This window comes from Blastococcus brunescens, from assembly GCF_035320885.1.
GTDB classification, from domain to species: Bacteria; Actinomycetota; Actinomycetes; order Mycobacteriales; family Geodermatophilaceae; genus Blastococcus_B; species Blastococcus_B brunescens.
On the sequence record NZ_CP141261.1, the window covers coordinates 1,343,273 to 1,356,172 of the forward strand.

General features: G+C 71.9%; 20 protein-coding genes. 16 read left to right on the forward strand and 4 right to left on the reverse strand.

Annotation, left to right across the window (positions count from 1 at the left end):
• Positions 1-158 precede the first annotated feature (158 nt).
• A complete protein-coding gene (locus tag U6N30_RS08915) occupies positions 159-566 on the reverse strand; it encodes a four-helix bundle copper-binding protein (RefSeq protein ID WP_324276998.1) in 408 nt (135 codons plus the stop codon).
• 671 nt (positions 567-1,237) lie between these two features.
• On the opposite strand from U6N30_RS08915, the gene U6N30_RS08920 reads away from it, so the two are divergent.
• From U6N30_RS08920 to U6N30_RS08990, 15 genes are all read left to right on the forward strand, one after another.
• Positions 1,238-1,579, forward strand: coding sequence for an NADH-quinone oxidoreductase subunit A (locus U6N30_RS08920; protein WP_324276999.1), 342 nt, complete (start codon positions 1,238-1,240; stop codon positions 1,577-1,579).
• Positions 1,570-2,571 (forward strand): hypothetical protein, encoded by a 1,002-nt coding sequence (locus U6N30_RS08925; protein WP_324277000.1) that lies wholly within the window; start codon positions 1,570-1,572, stop codon positions 2,569-2,571. The genes U6N30_RS08920 and U6N30_RS08925 overlap by 10 nt, the downstream gene beginning before the upstream one ends.
• Before the next feature lie 57 nt (positions 2,572-2,628).
• Positions 2,629-2,901, forward strand: a complete 273-nt coding sequence (locus tag U6N30_RS08930; RefSeq protein WP_324277001.1) for a hypothetical protein — start codon at positions 2,629-2,631, stop codon at positions 2,899-2,901.
• Positions 2,889-3,068: a hypothetical protein gene (locus U6N30_RS08935; RefSeq protein WP_324277002.1), complete on the forward strand. Its 180-nt coding sequence runs from the start codon at positions 2,889-2,891 to the stop codon at positions 3,066-3,068. Before U6N30_RS08930 ends, U6N30_RS08935 begins: the two co-directional genes overlap by 13 nt.
• Entirely contained in the window at positions 3,068-3,565 is a 498-nt protein-coding gene (locus U6N30_RS08940; RefSeq protein WP_324277003.1) for an NADH-quinone oxidoreductase subunit H, read from the forward strand. The genes U6N30_RS08935 and U6N30_RS08940 overlap by 1 nt, the downstream gene beginning before the upstream one ends.
• Positions 3,566-3,574: 9 nt before the next feature.
• The gene (locus tag U6N30_RS08945; RefSeq protein WP_324277004.1) at positions 3,575-4,021 is read left to right on the forward strand and encodes an NADH-quinone oxidoreductase subunit J; all 447 of its coding nucleotides are present in this window, start codon (positions 3,575-3,577) and stop codon (positions 4,019-4,021) included.
• A 129-nt stretch (positions 4,022-4,150) separates the two neighbouring features.
• Positions 4,151-4,438, forward strand: a complete 288-nt coding sequence (locus U6N30_RS08950; RefSeq protein WP_324277005.1) for an NADH-quinone oxidoreductase subunit NuoK — start codon at positions 4,151-4,153, stop codon at positions 4,436-4,438.
• A 25-nt stretch (positions 4,439-4,463) separates the two neighbouring features.
• Complete coding sequence (locus U6N30_RS08955; RefSeq protein WP_324277006.1) at positions 4,464-4,952, forward strand: hypothetical protein; 489 nt, start codon at positions 4,464-4,466, stop codon at positions 4,950-4,952.
• Positions 4,862-5,776 carry a proton-conducting transporter transmembrane domain-containing protein gene (locus U6N30_RS08960; RefSeq protein WP_324277007.1) on the forward strand — a complete coding sequence of 305 codons (915 nt, stop codon included), beginning with the start codon at positions 4,862-4,864 and terminating at the stop codon, positions 5,774-5,776. The genes U6N30_RS08955 and U6N30_RS08960 overlap by 91 nt, the downstream gene beginning before the upstream one ends.
• Positions 5,777-5,793: 17 nt before the next feature.
• Entirely contained in the window at positions 5,794-5,946 is a 153-nt protein-coding gene (locus tag U6N30_RS08965; protein ID WP_324277008.1) for a hypothetical protein, read from the forward strand.
• On the forward strand, positions 5,931-6,398 hold the full coding sequence (locus U6N30_RS08970; protein ID WP_324277009.1) for a hypothetical protein: 468 nt from the start codon (positions 5,931-5,933) through the stop codon (positions 6,396-6,398). Before U6N30_RS08965 ends, U6N30_RS08970 begins: the two co-directional genes overlap by 16 nt.
• A gap of 2 nt (positions 6,399-6,400) precedes the next feature.
• Positions 6,401-7,990, forward strand: a complete 1,590-nt coding sequence (locus U6N30_RS08975) for a complex I subunit 4 family protein (protein WP_324277010.1) — start codon at positions 6,401-6,403, stop codon at positions 7,988-7,990.
• A 33-nt stretch (positions 7,991-8,023) separates the two neighbouring features.
• Positions 8,024-8,842 (forward strand): proton-conducting transporter transmembrane domain-containing protein, encoded by an 819-nt coding sequence (locus U6N30_RS08980; protein WP_324277011.1) that lies wholly within the window; start codon positions 8,024-8,026, stop codon positions 8,840-8,842.
• Positions 8,803-9,579 (forward strand): proton-conducting transporter transmembrane domain-containing protein, encoded by a 777-nt coding sequence (locus U6N30_RS08985; protein WP_324277012.1) that lies wholly within the window; start codon positions 8,803-8,805, stop codon positions 9,577-9,579. Before U6N30_RS08980 ends, U6N30_RS08985 begins: the two co-directional genes overlap by 40 nt.
• Positions 9,576-11,087, forward strand: a complete 1,512-nt coding sequence (locus U6N30_RS08990) for an APC family permease (protein WP_324277013.1) — start codon at positions 9,576-9,578, stop codon at positions 11,085-11,087. Before U6N30_RS08985 ends, U6N30_RS08990 begins: the two co-directional genes overlap by 4 nt.
• Here U6N30_RS08990 and U6N30_RS08995 read toward each other — a convergent pair.
• The 3 genes from U6N30_RS08995 to U6N30_RS09005 are packed head-to-tail and all read right to left on the reverse strand — an operon-like array spanning position 11,063 to position 12,499.
• Entirely contained in the window at positions 11,063-11,410 is a 348-nt protein-coding gene (locus U6N30_RS08995; protein WP_324277014.1) for a cation transporter dimerization domain-containing protein, read from the reverse strand. The genes U6N30_RS08990 and U6N30_RS08995 overlap by 25 nt on opposite strands.
• Positions 11,407-12,108, reverse strand: a complete 702-nt coding sequence (locus U6N30_RS09000; RefSeq protein WP_324277015.1) for a cation diffusion facilitator family transporter — start codon at positions 12,106-12,108, stop codon at positions 11,407-11,409. The genes U6N30_RS08995 and U6N30_RS09000 overlap by 4 nt, the downstream gene beginning before the upstream one ends.
• Before the next feature lies 1 nt (position 12,109).
• Positions 12,110-12,499, reverse strand: a complete 390-nt coding sequence (locus U6N30_RS09005; RefSeq protein ID WP_324277016.1) for an ArsR/SmtB family transcription factor — start codon at positions 12,497-12,499, stop codon at positions 12,110-12,112.
• Positions 12,500-12,627: 128 nt separating this feature from the next.
• On the opposite strand from U6N30_RS09005, the gene U6N30_RS09010 reads away from it, so the two are divergent.
• The gene (locus U6N30_RS09010; protein WP_324277017.1) at positions 12,628-12,897 is read left to right on the forward strand and encodes a hypothetical protein; all 270 of its coding nucleotides are present in this window, start codon (positions 12,628-12,630) and stop codon (positions 12,895-12,897) included.
• The last annotated feature ends 3 nt before the right edge of the window (positions 12,898-12,900 follow it).

Here is a 12,900-nt window from a genome sequence, read left to right on the forward strand (position 1 = left end):
GCACTCACGCCAGAAGACGGCGGCTCTCGGTGCTGGGGAAGACCTGCGTAGTCGGCCCGACGCCGATGACTCATGAGACATCAGGGCCGGGCGCCCAACCCGCATATCCTTGGCTGGGCGTCCGGCAGCCGGTCGGGGCTGTGGATCAACGGACGGTGTCAGCCCAGCGACGTGATGAGGTCTCGGCAGGCCTTCTCGCAGCGCCGGCAGGCCTCGGCGCAGACGCGGCAGTGCTCGTGCATCGAGGCGTGGCTCTCGCACTCGTCACCGCACGCCTTGCAGGCGGCGGCGCAGGCCTCGAGCACCGCCCGGGTGAGGTTGGCGTCGTAGCCGGTGTGCCGGGAGAGCACCCGGCCCGTCGTGTCGCAGATGTCGGCGCAGTCGGTGTTGCTGCGAATGCACTTGGTCAGCTCGGCGACCTTGTCCTCGCTGAGGCAGGCGTCGGCGCAGGCGGTGCAGGCCTGGGCGCACTCGAAGCAGGCCTCGATGCACTCGAGGAGCTTCTCCTTGTCCACTCCGCCGAGGTCCTTGGGGTAGGTGTCGAGCATCTGGGCTGCCACAGTCATGGTTGTCTCCTCGAATTCGCGGCGCCGGACGGCTCGGATGTCGCCCGGATCTGGCGCCGACAGATCCGGCGGTACCCGCAGACCCGTACGGGTATGAGTGGTCCGGAGGTGTTTCTCGATGTCCGAACCTGACCACGCGCATCCGGTCGATCCCGAGCGTGTCGCACACGCCCGTGCCCGGCTGCCCAGTCGGGATGAAGCTGCCCAGCTGACCAGCGTGCTGAGCCTGATGGCAGATCCCACGCGAGCCCGAGTCCTATTCGCGCTCGACATGGTCGAGGAGCTTGCGTCGGCGACCTCGCACTGGCCCTGGAGGCCAACGAGGACGCCGTGGGGTACGCGCTCCGGTTGTTGCGCACAGCGGGACTGGTGACCAACCGGAAGCAGGGGCGCGTCGTGTTCTACCGCCTGGCCGAGGGTTTCCCGAGCCATTGCGGGAGCACTGCCTCCGCCAGTTGGTCGTCCTCTCAGACGCGGCGCCAGACGACGACTGACAGTTCGTTTGTCAAGGCTGGCGCGGTTGCCAAAGGCGGGGTGATCGTCGCCGCGCGAACATCTCCGACCGCCCCTACAGTCGGCCACATCCGGACGGTCGTCCGGGTGACCACTGTCGATTCCCCAGCAGCACCGGCCGTTCCCAGCGGCATCTCCGTTGAGGCGAGGAGGGCGCCATGATTGCGCTGCTGTCGCTGGCTGCCCTGGTCGCGGCCGGGATCGTCGGGCTGTACGCGCTGTCGTCGGCGTTGCGCACCGCCCGGGAGCCCGCCGCCGTCCTGCCGTACGAGTCGGGCCTGCTCCCACAGCAGCACGCCGTCTCCCGCTACCACGCGCGGTGGTACGCGGTCACGGTCCTCTTCCTGGCCTTCGACATGGAAATGATCTTCATGTACCCGTGGGCGGTCGTGGTTGCGGACATGGGGGCGGCGGCGGTCGTCGAGATGTTCGGCTTCCTCGTCGTTCTGCTCGTCGGTGTCACCTACGTCTGGCGTGAAGGTGCGCTGCGATGGACCTGATCGCCCGCCTGCGGAACTGGGCGCTGGCGAAGCCGCAGGTGCTGCTCGTCGATGCCCCGGGCGCGACGACGCTCCGGTGGTCCGTCGAGGCCGAGTTGGACCGGCGCGGCTGGCGGCGCGCCGTGTCACCCGCGGACACCGATCTGCTGGTCGTCCTTGGCGGACCCGGACCGGCGCTGGCAAAAGCTGTCGGCGTGCTGTGGAGCCAGGTCCCCGAGCCGCGGCACCGAGTGGACGTCCAGCGCCCCGGTGACGTCGCCGTTGCTCTGGACGAGGGTCGAGCGGCGCTGGTCCGGCGAGCCGAATCAGGAGCAAGAGGAGACGACCGGCCGTCGCCGGCCTCGTTGCTCGGCGAGAACAAGGACGAGGACGCCGACGACGAGGGCATGGGCACCGCCGACGACGAGGGCATGGACCACGAGGGCATGGACCACGGTGGTGAGGTCGCCGGGCTGCCCATGGCCATGACGGGCCCCGATCGGGACGGCCTCGAACTCGACGTCCTGAAGGTGGCGCTCGGGCCGGTACTGCCGGGCTGGCCGACGGGTCTGGTGTTGCGGGCGGATCTGCAGGGTGACGTCCTCACCTCCGCAGAACTGGCCTGGCTCGACGCCGGCACCGCCCCACCCGCCCAGCAGCAGTCCGACTCCCAGCGGGCCGCACTCGACCGGCTCGCCCGCTTCCTGGACGTGGCCGGCTGGCCGACCGCCGCCCGAGACGCACGCCGGGCCCGAGACGGGATGGCCGAGGGGGCCAACCGAGACGAGGCGCAACGGCTTGCCGAGGCCCTGGCGCGGCGGGTGAGCCGGTCGCGGACCTTGGCGTGGACGGCCGGCGGCATCGGGAGGCGCGGGTCTGGGGAGACGCCCTGGACCGGGTCAGGCGTTGGTGCGACATGGCGTCGGGGCAGTCGGTCGAGGACTTGCCCGCGATGTCACTGGACGACGCCGCGGCGCTGTTGGAGGGCGCGGAGATCGGGAGCGCACGGCTGATCGTGGCCAGCCTCGACCTCAGCCCCGTGTCCGCAGTCTCGGCTCCGGAGCACCTGCATGCCTGAGCAGACTGTGGCGGAGGCGTGGGGGCTGGTCCCGGCAGTCCTTGGGATCGTGGCGGTCGGTCTGGTCCTGGGCGTCGTGGTGACGGCGGTCGACCGCGTCGTCGTCTTCGGCGCGCCCGGGGCCGCTGTCGAGCCGATCCGCTCGAGCGCGCGTCTGCTGGTCGAGCAGCGGCGGACGACTCTGGCGCCGGATCGGCTGCTGTGGCGGGTCGGCTGCACTGCCGTGCCGACGCTGGCGCTCTCTCTCTGGCGGTGGTGCCCGTAGGCGGTCGGACGCTGTGGTCGACCAGCGCCGACCTCGTGTGGTTCAACGCCATGGAGGCGTTGCTGTGGGCGGCGGTGTGGCTGGTCGGCTGGGGCCCGAACGCCGTCCATGCCCTGACCGGGGATACCGGTTCCTCGCCCAGGGCCTGGCCTACGAGCTGCCGCTGATGTTCGCGCTCATCACGGCCGGTCTGGCAGCGAGTTCCCTGCGGATGACGGACATTCTCGCCACCCAGGAGCATCTGTGGTTCGTGGTGACGATGCCGGTCGCCTTCGTGGTGTTCGTGGCGAGCGCCGCGGCCTTCGCATTCTGGGGGCCGTTCGCCGCACCCGCCGGCCCGGACATCGCCGGCGGCGTCACCTCGGAACTGTCCGGGGTGGACCGGCTGCTCGTGGAGGCCGGTCGCGCCGTCTTCCTCGGCGCGAGCGCGGCCATGGCGGCGGCGCTGTTCCTCGGCGGCGACTCCGGCCCCTGGTTGCCCGGCCCGCTGTGGCACCTGCTGAAGACGCTGGCCGTCGTCGCCGCTCTGATCTGGGTGGGACGACGGATGCCGGTGCTGCGGCCCGACCGCACGGTGGAGGTCGGCTGGATGGTCCTCGTCCCGCTGACGCTCCTGCAGGCGCTGGTGGTCGCCGTGCTCGTCCTGAACGGCTTCTACGCGTGAGGGGGCGGGATGCTGACCGAGCTCTCCGGCTGGGCGATCACGGCCGTCGCCGCCCTCGGTGTCCTCTCGGTCGCCGCCGGGGTCGCCGTCTTCGTCGTCGACTCGATGGCACGGGCGACCTTCGCCCTGCTGGCGTCGTTCCTCGCCGTGGCGGGCATCCTGCTCGCCCTCGACCTGGTCTACCTGGCCGTCGTGACGGCGCTGATGATGACGATCGAGATGGCGATCATGGCCGTCTTCATGATCATGTTCATGATGAACCCGGCCGGGCTCATGCCGATGACGATGGTGCACAACGCCAAAGGCTCGGCCGGAACGGGTGCGGGTGCGTTCGTCGTCCTCGTCGTCGGCATCTGGACGATCGACTGGCCGACGCGGGACACCCCCGCCCGGCCGACAGCACCCGCCAGCTCGGCGAGGCCATCATGGGCAGCCACATGCTCGTCATGCTGGTGATCGGCATCGGGCTGTTCACCACGATCCTGGCCGGCACCGTCCTGGCCACCTCGCGCGGCCGCTACGACCGTCTTGGCCCGGGTCTCGACGCCGAGCACCCGGACGACCCGGTACCCGGGGACTGCCCCGATGACCGCCGAACTGGTGCTGCAGATCGTCCTGACCGTCGCCGCCGGCCTGATCGGTGTCGGGCTTTTCGGGGCGTTGTCCCAGCAGACGATCGTCATGGTGATGATGGGCCTCGAGCTCGTCCTCAACGGCGTCCTGCTGGCCGGGGAGCGGCCTGGTACTTCCTCGCGCCGGAGCTGCCCGACGCCCAGGTGCTGGTCGTCGTGGCGCTGGTGGTCATGGCGGTGGAGATGGCCATGGGCTTCGCCGTCACCGTCGCCTTCTACCGAGCCCGGCAGCTCGACATGATCGACATGGCCTCGGACCTGCACGGATGAGCGCCGTCCTCGGCGCCCTGGTGCTGCTCCCCGCCCTGACCGGCGCGGGGCTGCTGGTCGCCGGTCGGCGGGCCGACCGCGTCGCCGGTCCGCTGGCCGTGGCCGTGGCCGTGGCAGGTGTGGCGCTGGCCGCACTGGTGGCCGGTGCCCGACCGAGTCTGTCGGTGCCGTTCCTCGGCATCGTCGACGGCGGAGATCTGCGCCTGGTCGTAGATGGGCTCTCCGCGGTGCTCGTGGTCCTGGTCGGCGGGATCGCCCTGCTGGTCACCGTGTTCGCCGTCGCGGACCTGCCGGCGGACGCGGCTCGGGCCCGCTTCTTCGGCTATCTGCTGCTGTTCGTCGCCGCCATGCTGGCCACGGTCACCGCGGCCACCCTGCCCGCGCTGCTGCTGGCGTGGGAGGTCATGGGGCGACCTCCTATGCGCTCATCGGCTACCACTGGGACGAGTCGGGCAAGCTGGCTGCCGGCACCCGGGCGTTCGTGACCACCCGGGCCGGTGACCTCGGCCTGTACGTCACCGCCGGCGCGGCGCTGGCAGCCACGGGGAGCCTGGTGCTGGCCGACCTGAACAGTGCGGACGGGGGCTGGGCGGACCTGGCCGCCGCCGGCGTACTGGTCGCCGCACTCGGCAAGTCCGCACAGCTGCCCTTCTCCGCCTGGCTCTCGGCCGCGATGCAGGGACCGAGCCCGGTGAGCGCGCTGCTGCATTCGGCCACGATGGTGGCCGCCGGCGGCTACCTGCTGATCCGGATGCAGCCCCTGCTCGCCGCGACGGGATGGGCCGCGACGGCGGCAGCGTGGGCCGGTGCGTTGACCGCACTGCTGCTGGGCGCGGTGGCCGTGGCGCAGACCGACCTCAAGCAGCTGCTCGCGGCCAGCACGGCCGCGCAGATCGGCTTCGTCGTCCTCGCCGCCGGGGTGGGCGCCACCGCAGGCGGCACGGCGCAGCTGGTCGCGCACGCAGCGGTGAAGGCCGGCCTGTTCGTCGCGGCCGGCGCCTGGCTCACCGCGCTGGGCACCAAGCAACTGGCCGGTCTCCGCGGCGCCGCCCGCCGGTTCCCGGGAATGGGAGCCGCGGCCACCGTCGCCGCCCTCGCCCTGGCCGGTGTCCCGCCGCTGTCGCTGTGGGCCACCAAGGACGAGGTACTCGCCGGCGTCGACGGAACGGCGCTGCACATCGTCGGCCTCGCCGCCGCCGCTGTCTCGGCGATCTACGCCGGTCGGATCCTGGCCGTCGTCCTCGCCCGGCCGGCGGGGGCGAGGCGTTCGACGAGGAGGAGCCGGGCACCCGGCGCGTCCCGCCCCTGACCACGGTCGTCGCCGGCGTGCTGGCCGCGTTCGCCGCCGGGCTGGGTGTGCTCGCGCTGCCGGCCGTGGCAGAGCAACTCAAGGCGGTCCTGGACGCGGAGGGGAACCGTCCCCGGGGCTGGGGGAGCTGCTGCTCTCCGGGACGCTCGCGCTGGTGGCCCTGGGGCTGACCGTCGCCGTGATCCGGACCCGCCCGGCCGTCATGGAGCAGCTCTCCCGGAGTCCGCTCGCCTCGTGGGCCGGGCTGGGACGACTGCTGTCGCCCCGGCCGGCCATGGCTGTCGCCCGCGCTCTGGCAGTCATCGACGACAAGCTGATCGACCGGGCCGTCATGGGGATGGCCGTCAGCGCGCGCCGGCTCGCTGGCATGGCATCCCGGGCGGACGACAGCGTCCTGGACGGCGCGGTGACGGGAGTCGCCTCGGCGACCCGCCGCACAGCGGCCGGATCCGCGCGGATCGACACCGGCGTGGTGGACGGCCTCGTCCGCGGGACGGCGCGGGCGTTCCGCCGCGCGGGAAGCGCCGCCCGCCGTCCACAGACCGGGCTGCTGCACCAGTACTACGCCCAGGCCGTCGTCGGCCTGGGTGTCCTGCTCGTCCTCCTGCTCGTGGTGAGGTAGTCGTGCTGCTGACCGTCGTGATCTTCCTGCCGTTGCTGGCTGCCGGTGTGCTGCTGGCAGTCCCGAGGATCCCCAGTCGCGCGGCGATCGGGCTGTGGGTGGCTGCCTCCGCCGCCGACCTGGCGCTGGTCGGCTGGATGTGGTGGCGCTTCGAGCCCGGCGAGGGAGCCTCGGGAGTCGTGGACGGCCTGGCCTACGAGGCCGACGTGCAGTGGATCCCGACCGTCGATGCCGGCTACCACGTCGGCGTGGACGGGCTCTCCCTGCCGCTACTGGCCCTGACCGGGGTGCTGTTCCTGGCCTGCGCCATCTACTCACTCCGGGAACCGGACCGGCCGCACACCTACGCCGCGCTGTTCCTGTTCCTGCAGACCGCCTGCCTGGGCACGTTCGCCTCCCTGGACCTGATCCTGTTCTTCGTCTTCTTCGACCTGTCGATCGTCGGGATGTACTTCGTCATCGCCGGCTGGGGCCACGGCAACGCCCGGCGCAGCGCGCTGAAGTTCTTCCTCTACACCTTCATCGGGTCACTGGCACTGCTCGTGGGCTTCATCGGACTGTTCCTCGGCAGCGAGGAGCGCACCTTCGACATGGTGGCGCTGGCGCAGAACCCGCCGCTCGCGGACTCCCCGGTCGCCGGCGGCCTGGTCCTGCTGGCGATCGGCCTGGGGCTGGCGGTGAAGACGCCGCTGTTCCCGTTCCACACCTGGCTGCCCGACGCGCACACCGACGCCCCCGCCGCCGGGTCCGCTGTGCTCGCCGGGATCCTGCTCAAGCTCGGCACCTACGGATTCGTGCGGATCGCCATGCCGATCCTCCCCGACGCCTGGCAGCGGTGGGCCATGATCGCCGTCGTCGTCGGCGTGATCAGCGTGCTGTGGGGCGCCTTCGTCGCACTCGCCCAGACCGACGTCAAACGGATGATCGCCTACACCTCGGTCAACCACATGGGCTACGTGCTCCTCGGCCTTGGCGCGGCCGGCCTCGTCGCCTCCGCCGACGAGGGAGCGCGAACCGTGGCCACGGTAGGCGCGATGTACCAGATGGTCAGCCACGGCCTCCTCACCGGCGCGCTCTTCCTGCTCTGCGGGGTGCTGTGGTCCCGCGGGCACACCTACGCCTTCGACCGCTGGGGCGGCCTGGCGCGACCGGCACCGGTCTTCGCCGCCTGTCTTGCCGTGGCGGCGTTCGGCTCCCTGGGGCTGCCCGGCTTCTCCGGGTTCATCGCCGAGTTCCAGGTGTTCACCGGAGCCCTGCAGGCCGCGCCGGTGGCCACCGTGATCGCCGTCGTCGGCATCCTGGTCACCGCCGGGCTGTTCCTGCTCGCGCTGCAGCGGCTGCTCACCGGCGACACCGTCGTCCCGCCCGAGGCAGACCCCGAGACGATGGGGAGGGCCCGGATCCTGCGCGGGCGGACGGCGGGACGGCGACCGCCATCCGGCCGCGGACAGCGATCCGGATGCAGGACCTGCGCGGTCACGAGATGGCCTCGATCGTCCCGCTGCTCCTCCTCGCCCTGGTGCTGGGCCTGCTCCCGCGTGCCCTGCTGGACGTGCTGGAGCCGGCCGCCATGGCGGTGGTGGAGCTGGTGAGCCGGTGACCGGCATGTCGGGGGCGGGGAGCGGGTGCTCGCCCTGCTCCCCGAACTGCTCCTGCTCCTCGGCGCGGTCGGCGGCCTGCTGCTGGGCCTCTGGACGCCGCAGCACCGGCAGTGGCGGGTTCGGCTCCTGGTCACCGCCGCCTGCCTGGCCAGTGCGATCGCCGCTGCCGTCGCGCTGTCCGAGCCCGCGGAGCGGGTGTTCGAGGGCACCTGGGTCGTCGACACCACCACCGGAGTCGTCCGGATCGTGGTCGCTCTCGGTGTGGCTGTCCTGGTCTGGTTGGCGTCGGCCTCGCTGGCCGGACATCCGCGGGAGACCGAGGCCTACGTCCTCATGCTGCTCGGTGGGCTCGGCAGCATCGCGCTGGCCGCCAGCGGCGACCTGCTGCTGTTGGTCGCCGGCTACCTGCTGGCCAGCGTCCCGCTCTATGCGCTGGCCGGCTTCGCCAAGGACTCCGCGGGTGTCGAAGCGACGATGAAGTACTACCTCATGGGTGCCTTCGTGGGTGTGCTGATGCTGGTCGGCGTCGCGGCCCTGGTGCTTGCCGCCGGTACAACCGGCTACGCCGACCTCGCCGCGCTGCTCCCGCAAGCCTCCCCGAGCCTGCTCGCGGTAGGCATCCTCGGCGTCCTCGCCGGCGTCGCCTTCAAAGCCGGTGCGGTCCCGGTGCACTTCTGGGTTCCCGACGTGACCGCCGGCACTACGCCTCCGATGGCCGCCTACATCACCACGATCCCCAAGATCGGCGCGGTCGCCGCCGCATTCCGGCTGCTGGCAGAGCCCTTCGCCGACGTCCCCTCGACGTGCCCCTGTTGGTCGCCGTCATCGCCGCGGTCAGCATGACCCTGGGCAACCTGGCCGCCTTCAACCAGACCGACGTTCTGCGGCTGCTGGCCTACTCCACGGTGAGTCAGGTCGGCTACCTGTTCATGGTCGTCGCCGTCGCGGCCCGTACCGACCTCGCCGTTCCGGCCCTGACCATCTACCTGGCCGGCTACGCGGTAACCAACATCGGCGCCTTCGCCGCCGCCGCGGCAGCCCCCGCGACCCGCACGACCACCGACTGGGCCACCGCCGTCGGACACCATCGATGGCTCGTCGTCGGCCTCGTCGTCTGCCTGCTCGGCCTCGTCGGCACTCCGCCCACGGCGGTGTTCATCGGCAAGCTCGCTGTCTTCGCGGCGGCCTGGGATGGCGGGCTCGCCTGGTTGGTGGTGGTGGCGGCCATCAACACCGTGGCGAGTCTCTACTACTACCTGCGGTGGATCGCCCCCGCCTTCGCTGGTGGTGCGGCAGCACCGTTCGCGGGGAGGGCGCACCGGGGGCGGTCCGAGCACCGCGGCAGGCACGGCGCAGAAGGTCCAGCGCGGCCCGGTGTTGATCCTCCACGCGGCTGCCGTGGCTTCGCTCCTCCTGGGCGTGGGCGCCGGTGCCTGGTTCGGCGTCGCATCCGGTGCGGTCTGAGCCGCGATGCCGGTAGCCCGCAGGGTCGATCGAGGAGAAGCCTGACCCGGTCAGATCGTCACCAGCCACAGGTCATCGTCGTCACCGGCCACGAGCGCGAGGAGAAACTGCCATGAACGCCGGTCCGCATCTGGTCCGCAGGCTCGGGACCACCGACGCGGTGGTCATCGGGCTGGGCTCGATGATGGGGGCGGGGGTGTTCGCCGCTTTCTCGCCGGCGGCCCAGGCTGCCGGGGCCGGCCTGCTGATCGGCCTGGCGATCGCGGCGGTCGTCGCCTACTGCAACGCGACGGCGTCGGCGCAGTTGGCCGCGCAGTACCCGACCTCCGGCGGCACCTACGTCTACGGCCGTGAGCGGTTGGGGGACTGGTGGGGATTCCTCGCCGGCTGGGGATTCGTGGTGGGCAAGACGGCCAGCTGCGCGGCGATGGCGCTGACCTTCGCGGCGTACGCCGCACCGTCGGGCTGGCAGAAGCCGGTGGCGATCGTCGCGGTGCTGGGGCTGACCGCGGTCAACTACCGGGGCGTGACCCGCACCGCCGGGCTGACCCGGATCATCGTCACCGTCGTCCTCACCGCGCTGGCCGTCGCGGTCACCGCGACGCTGCTCGGCGGTGAGGCCAGAGCCGACGGACTGGCGGTGGGGGCCGGCCTCGACGGCGGCGTGTACGGGGTGCTGCAGTCGGCCGGTCTGCTGTTCTTCGCATTCGCCGGCTACGCCCGGATCGCCACCATGGGCGAGGAGGTCCGCGATCCGGAGCGGACCATCCCGCGGGCGATCCCGCTGGCACTGGGCATCGCGGTCGTCGTCTACGCGGTGGTCGCCGTGGCCGTGCTGGCCGCTCTCGGTCCCGACGGCGTCGCCGGCACGCCCGCACCGCTGGCCGCGGCGGTCGACGCCAGCGGCTGGGCGTGGGCGGAGCCGGTGGTCCGCGTCGGCGCAGCCGCGGCCGCCCTCGGGGCGCTGCTGGCGCTGATCGCCGGGGTGGGGCGCACCAGCCTGGCGATGGCCCGTGAGACCGACCTTCCCCGGTACCTGGCCGCGGTGCACCCGCGCTTCTCCGTGCCACACCACGCCGAGGTCACCCTCGCCGTGCTCGTCTGCCTGCTGGTGCTCACCGTCGACCTGCGCGGAGCGATCGGCTTCTCCTCGTTCGGGGTGCTGCTGTACTACTTCGTGGCCAACACAGCAGCGTTCACCCAGGACCGCGCGCACCGCCGCTTCCCCGGCCGCTGCAGGTTCTCGGCGCCGTCGGCTGCCTGGTGCTGGTCGCCACCCTGCCGTGGAAGGCCGTGGTCGGCGGCCTCCTCCTTTCGTCGTGGGCATCGCCTACCGGGCCACCCGGCTACGGCTCGCCGCGCGGTGATCCAGCCGGCATCGCCGGTGCGAACCGGCGTCGGCCGTCCGCCGGCATGGGCGCTGCTGGCCGCGCCGGCCGCGGGCCGGAAAGCGGGGTGCCCGGTGCGGCCGGACGTGACCGCTCCACGCCTGCGAGGCCGACATCGGCTTCATCACTCCGCGGAGTCGGACCGCGGAGAGGGACTGGACGTAGGCCGGGCGGACCGTGCCGGAGGGCGCCGCACCGGTCCGCCGATCGGTCACCGTACGGCGGTCTCGTGCTGAACCGCCGGATACGCGTGGATCACTGCGGTGCGCAGCTTCGGCAGCGCCCGGATCAGGCGGTGCTCCGCGTCGTGGGCGAGAGCATGCGCGTCGCTGAGGCTCGCGGTCCCGTCGATGTCCAGATCCGCCTCGGCGTGCAGAGCATGGCCGATCCATCGCATACGGACTGCTCGGACGGCTGTCACGCCGGGAGTGGCCAGGAGCGACCGCTCGGCTTCGTCCACCAGGGCAGGGTCCACGGCGTCCATCAACCGGCGGTACACGTCCCGGGCGGCCGTGCGCAGCACCGCCAGGATCGCCACCGTGATCACCAGGCCGATCAACGGGTCGGCAAGGGGAACCCGGCCGCCACGCCCCCGGCTCCGGCCAGCACCGCCAGCGAGGTCAGCCCGTCGGTACGGGCGTGCAGGCCGTCCGCGACCAGAGCCGCGGAGCCGATCGCCCGGCCGACCCGGATCCGGTACACGGCGACCAGCTCGTTGCCGGCGAAGCCGATCAGTCCGGCCAGCGCGACCCAGCCCAGGTGCTCCACGGGCGCCGGGTCGAGCAAGCGGCGGATGCTCTCGACCGCGGCGAACACGGCGGACCCGGCGATCATGGCGACGATGAAGAGTCCGGCCAGGTCCTCGGCCCGCCCGTAGCCGTACGTGTACCGGCGGGTAGCCGTCCGGCGACCCATCACGAAAGCGATCCAGAGAGGGACGGCGGTCAGCGCGTCCGAGAAGTTGTGGATCGTATCGGCCAGCAGCGCCACCGAGCCGCTGACCACCACCACCAGCACCTGCAGGCCGGCCGTCACGCCGAGCGCGACGAGGCTGATCTTCACGGCCCGGATGCCCTGCGCGGAGGATTCGAGCGCAGAGTCGACCGAGTCGGCGGCGTCGTGGCTGTGCGGATGGAACAGCCCGCTCAGCCAGCCGAACGCTCTCGCCGGGTGGTCGTGCCCGTGGTCATCGTCGTGCCCGTGGTCGTCGTCGTGGCGGTGGGCGCGACCGAGGTCGTGGCGCTCGTGCTCGCTCATGTCACGCCCCTGCGGCTCGGTCGTGCAGCGTGGCCAGGTCGGCATCGGCCAGGTGATGGCCGGGCACGTCTGGTCCGGCGTGCTCGGCGTTGTGGATGGCATTGGTGACCAGCTGACCGATGTGCTCGTTCTCCAGCCGGTAGAACACCTGGGTCCCCTCGCGGCGGGTGGCGACGGTCCGGCTCATGCGCAGCTTCGCAAGGTGGGCCGAGACGGCCGACGGCAGCTTGCCGACCTCGGCGGCCAGCTCGTTCACCGAGAGCTCGCGTCCGATCAGTGCCCACAGGATGCGCACGCGGGTGCCATCGGCGAGCATCCGGAACGCCTCGACAGCGAGGTCAACGTGGTCATCAGGCAGAGATCGGCGGCAAGTCTCGCTATCTGCGTGCATAAAGAGATAATAGATCAGGTCACATCGAGAACCATGGACGCCAGCGACGACCGATGTCCCGTGGCCACCAAGAGCAGCGACCGTCGCCGCCGCCTTCGGCCTCCTGCTCGCGACAGCCGGATCCCGAGATGCCCGCGCCGACGCTGTCCGTCGCCCCCGCCCCGCCAGAGGCCACCACGCGTGCGCCGAGCAGTCCGGCGCTGTCGACCGAGGTCGCGCCCAGCGCGACCTCGGAGCTCGCAACCGCTAGAGGCTCTGCCGACGACGAGTCGAACACCGGCACCATCGCGATCATGGCCGGAGTGCTGCTCGTCGCGGCGATCGTCGTCGGCGCATGGTGGTGGCGATCCGCCGCATCGGTTAGCGCGTCGGCGGTCCGGTCGGCTGACGTCGCGTAACGC